We start from the raw sequence: 3,704 nt of genomic DNA on the forward strand, positions 1-3,704 counted from the left end.
GGTCAGGGTCGCCCCCGATGGCCTGTGCAATGGTGGTTTCCCGGAGATTGTCGCCGCGGACCAAGTTGATGGCGCAAACTACCGGAACAATGGCGATTGCCGCGAATACGCCTGCCACCCAGGGCAGCGCGGATGGCATCAACTTGACGGGTTGTCGGCTCATCCGCGCCTGCTGCCGCAGTCGCAAGACGCGGCCCGGTGGCCGCTGCAAGCGCCCTCAAACGCCCGATCATCCCCGGATCTCGCTGGAAACAACTCAATCATCGGCGATGAAAATCATACCAGCGGGCCGAACACGAATGTAGCCAGCAGAACAAGGAAAATCACAGCGGTAACTGCGATCGCCCACATGACGATCCTTCTTGTCCCCCGTTGCTCTTGCTTGCGAGAGATATCTTCTGACACAGTACGAAATCCTTGCTGCAAAATTCAACTGACGATAAGGCTCGGCATCTGCATGAGCCGGACCTGCCGGACTGTTGGGCCGCGTCTTGGAATTGGCCGCGGCCCGGGGCTCACGCGCTTACCAGCCCTGTCGACCGTACCAGTCATCGATATCGCGCCGCACACGGTCCTTTTCGAGGCCGTAACGCTCCTGGATCTTGCCTTCGAGTTGATCGCGCTTGCCGGCGATGCGGTCAAGGTCGTCATCCGTGAGTTTACCCCACTGCTCCTTGACCTTGCCTTTCACCTGTTTCCAGTTTCCTTCCACGCGGTTCCAGTCCATGACACCGTTCTCCTTCGGTTTGAAAACGTCTAACCTCGGAGAGCAAACGCAAATCAACGACGGATGTTCCTGGAACTCGACGCTCGTCTTGCTCTCACAGGCCGCGATCCATTCCTTTACGCTCAGCCTGCGTCATCAATTGAGGTCGTCCTGCTCGAAGGCGACGCCACGACCTTCGACCCAAGACGCCTCCACACCTTCCGCAACAGTTCCGCCACCAAGCAGGCGCAAGCGCTTTTCATCCTGTCGCCGCCGTCCGTCTAGAGGCACAGTCATCTTAAGCCAGCGTAGTCTGTCTCTGAGGGTCAGTGCTTCCTGCACAAATCAATATGTTAGGGGCTGGACTGGAGTGGCGGCCTCATTTTGTAAAAATCCGGGAGTTGGCAGCTTTGCCAGCTAAGCAGCGACGCCACCTAAATAGGCGCTGATGACCGCTTCGTTGCTCGCAAGATCACTGCCTGGTCCCTCAAGCACAACGCGCCCAGCCTTGAGCACATAGCCATAGTCGGCGAATTTCAAGGCGACTTTGCTATTCTGCTCCACAAGCAGGATGGTCACGCCTTCACGATTGAGGCGCTGCACGATGTTCATGACTTCCTTGATCAGTTGCGGCGCCAGACCCATGGAAGGCTCGTCGAGCAACAGCACCTTGGGCGCGGCCATGAGGGCCCTGCCGATCGCCAGCATCTGTTGCTCGCCTCCCGAGAGGTTCCTTGCATCGCCATTCTGTCTGCGCGCCAGGATGGGGAAGAGCTCGAAAACATGATCCAGCCGCCGGCGGCGCTCGGCGTCGTCGGCAAGCGTGAAAGAGCCCAGGTCAAGGTTCTCCTTGATCGTCATGTCGCCGAAAATACGCCTTCCCTCCGGAACGTGGACGAGCCCGCGATGCGGCAGGCGATGGGCAGGGACTTTGGTTATATCCTCGCCCAGGAAGCGGACACATCCGGAGGATGCGGCAACGAGGCCGGACAGCGTGCGCAGCGTGGTGCTCTTGCCCGCACCATTCGCGCCAAGCAGGGCGACGATCTGGCCGCGTTTGACCGAAAGGCTGACACCATGAAGGGCTTCGATGCCGTCATAGCGCGCGACGATGCGGTCCGCGGAAAGAACGATTTCGGCGTCCATCATTCCTCCGTACCGAGATAGGCTTCGATGACCCTGGGGTCTGTTCGCACGGCCTCCGGCCGTCCGTCGGCGATCTTCTGCCCATAGTCGAACACCACGATCTTCTCCGACACCTGCATGACCAGGCCCATATCATGCTCGATCAGCAGGACCGTGACGCCGGTTTCGTCGCGGATGCGGCGGATCAGGTGCACAAGGTCCAGCTTCTCGCGCTCGTTCAGGCCGGCGGCAGGCTCGTCCAGCAGGATGAGTTCGGGTGCCGACGCCAGGGCTCTTGCGAGTTCGAGCCGCCGTTGATCGCCATAAGAGAGACCGCCGGCGCGGCGATGCGCATGCTGCTCGATACCGACAAAATCGAGCCAGCGCATGCCAGCCGCGCGGATCGTCTCCTCCTCGCGCCGCTGTGCCGGCAAGTGCAGGATCGCCGACATGATGCCGTGGCGGCTGCGGCAATGCTGGCCGGACATGGCGTTTTCCAGAACGGTCATTTCCTTGAACAGCCGGATGTTCTGGAATGTGCGGGCGAGGCCGAGCGCGGTGATGCGATGCGGCGGCAAGCCGGTGATTGGCCGGCCGCCCAGACTGATCGAGCCGCCCTTCGGCTTGTAGAAGCCGGTCAGGCAATTGAAGAGTGATGTCTTGCCGGCCCCGTTCGGCCCGATAAGACTGTTGATGGCGCCTTTCTCAACTGAGAACGAAATGTCGTGAAGGACTTTCAGTCCTCCGAAACTGAGGCGCAGATCGCGGACTTCCAGCAGCGCCATGGTCAAACTCGCTTGTCCGGCCACAGCCCGTTCGGCCTGAAGAGCATGATTGCCAGCAGCGCAATCGCGGTCACCAGGGGACGATAGGTGCCTGCTCCGCGCAGCACTTCGGGAAGCAGGGCCACCAGAACAGCACCAAGGACGACGCCGGGAATGCGGCCCATGCCGCCCAGGACGACGCCGAGAAGGATGAGCAGCGACTGGTTGAAGGTGAAACTCTCCGGCGAGATGGCCGTCATCTTGGCCGCGTAGAGGCATCCGGCCACCGAAGCGATCACCGCGCCCATCATATAGGCTTGCAGCTTGGCCGTGACACGGTTGATGCCGATGCCAGCGGCGGCGTCCTCATCGTAGCGAACGTAGAACCAGGCTCGTCCCATTCGCGATCGCTCGACGCTCAGACAGACGAAGGCGGTGAGCAGCGCAAGCACCAGGAACGCATAGTAGAAGTGCTGCACCTGCATCAACCTGAAGCCGAATATCTCCGGGCGCTCGATGCCGATGAGTCCGCTCGCGCCACCGGTGATGTCGAGGTTGCGGGCGATGATGCGCACGATTTCGCCGAAGCCCAGCGTCACGATCGCCAGATAGTCGCTGCGCAATCTCAATGTCGGAGCCCCGATGATGATGCCAGCCACGCAGGCTGCCGCCATGGCGACCGGGATGGTGAGCCAGAAATTGAACCCGAATTCGGCGGTCAGGATGCCTGACGTGTACGCGCCGACTGCGAAGAAGGCGGCGTAGCCGAGGTCGAGCAGGCCGGCATAGCCAACGACAATGTTGAGGCCGAGGCACAAAACGACATAGAGCAGCGCCGTGGTCGCCACCTCGGTCACATAGCCGTTGGCGAATTGCGGCAACACCAGCGCGACGGCGAGTGCCGCCAGGCCGGGCAGCACGACGGACCAGCGCATCAATTGCGGTTGCACGGCTGCCGGCATGGTTCTCACTTCGTCGATCATCACACCCGCTCCACGACAGAGCGTCCAAGAAGGCCGGTCGGCTTGAACACAAGGAACAGGATCAGGGTCCCGAAAACGAAGACGTCACGCCACTCCGATCCGACGAAGGGCAAGGACGAACCGAAA

The 3,704-nt window shown here is 61.0% G+C and carries 5 protein-coding genes; 1 reads left to right on the forward strand and 4 read right to left on the reverse strand.

Annotation, left to right across the window (positions count from 1 at the left end):
- Window positions 1-523 precede the first annotated feature (523 nt).
- The gene (locus tag EN984_RS26170) at window positions 524-727 is read right to left on the reverse strand and encodes a CsbD family protein (RefSeq protein WP_023809505.1); all 204 of its coding nucleotides are present in this window, start codon (window positions 725-727) and stop codon (window positions 524-526) included.
- A 63-nt stretch (window positions 728-790) separates the two neighbouring features.
- Here EN984_RS26170 and EN984_RS26175 point away from each other — a divergent pair, with 63 nt between their 5' ends.
- A complete protein-coding gene (locus tag EN984_RS26175) occupies window positions 791-991 on the forward strand; it encodes a hypothetical protein (protein ID WP_127270601.1) in 201 nt (66 codons plus the stop codon).
- Window positions 992-1,123: 132 nt separating this feature from the next.
- On the opposite strand, the gene EN984_RS26180 is transcribed toward EN984_RS26175, so the two are convergent.
- From EN984_RS26180 to EN984_RS26190, 3 genes are read right to left on the reverse strand one after another with little or no spacing between them, the layout of a single operon-like run.
- Window positions 1,124-1,852, reverse strand: coding sequence for an ABC transporter ATP-binding protein (locus tag EN984_RS26180; protein ID WP_127266690.1), 729 nt, complete (start codon window positions 1,850-1,852; stop codon window positions 1,124-1,126).
- The gene (locus EN984_RS26185; protein WP_127266691.1) at window positions 1,852-2,616 is read right to left on the reverse strand and encodes an ABC transporter ATP-binding protein; all 765 of its coding nucleotides are present in this window, start codon (window positions 2,614-2,616) and stop codon (window positions 1,852-1,854) included. Before EN984_RS26185 ends, EN984_RS26180 begins: the two co-directional genes overlap by 1 nt.
- Window positions 2,617-2,618: 2 nt before the next feature.
- Complete coding sequence (locus tag EN984_RS26190; protein ID WP_236382683.1) at window positions 2,619-3,578, reverse strand: branched-chain amino acid ABC transporter permease; 960 nt, start codon at window positions 3,576-3,578, stop codon at window positions 2,619-2,621.
- Window positions 3,579-3,704: the final 126 nt, after the last annotated feature.

It is taken from the genome of Mesorhizobium sp. M7A.F.Ca.CA.004.12.1.1, assembly GCF_003997835.1.
GTDB lineage: Bacteria > Pseudomonadota > Alphaproteobacteria > Rhizobiales > Rhizobiaceae > Mesorhizobium.

Bases quoted from the DNA above. Each gene is read 5' to 3' on its own strand.
- EN984_RS26175 (WP_127270601.1), top strand. From the start codon at position 791: ATGTTCCTGGAACTCGACGCTCGTCTTGCTCTCACAGGCCGCGATCCA.
- EN984_RS26170 (WP_023809505.1), bottom strand. From the start codon at position 727: ATGGACTGGAACCGCGTGGAAGGAAACTGGAAACAGGTGAAAGGCAAG.
- EN984_RS26190 (WP_236382683.1), bottom strand. From the start codon at position 3,578: ATGATCGACGAAGTGAGAACCATGCCGGCAGCCGTGCAACCGCAATTG.
- EN984_RS26185 (WP_127266691.1), bottom strand. From the start codon at position 2,616: ATGGCGCTGCTGGAAGTCCGCGATCTGCGCCTCAGTTTCGGAGGACTG.
- EN984_RS26180 (WP_127266690.1), bottom strand. From the start codon at position 1,852: ATGGACGCCGAAATCGTTCTTTCCGCGGACCGCATCGTCGCGCGCTAT.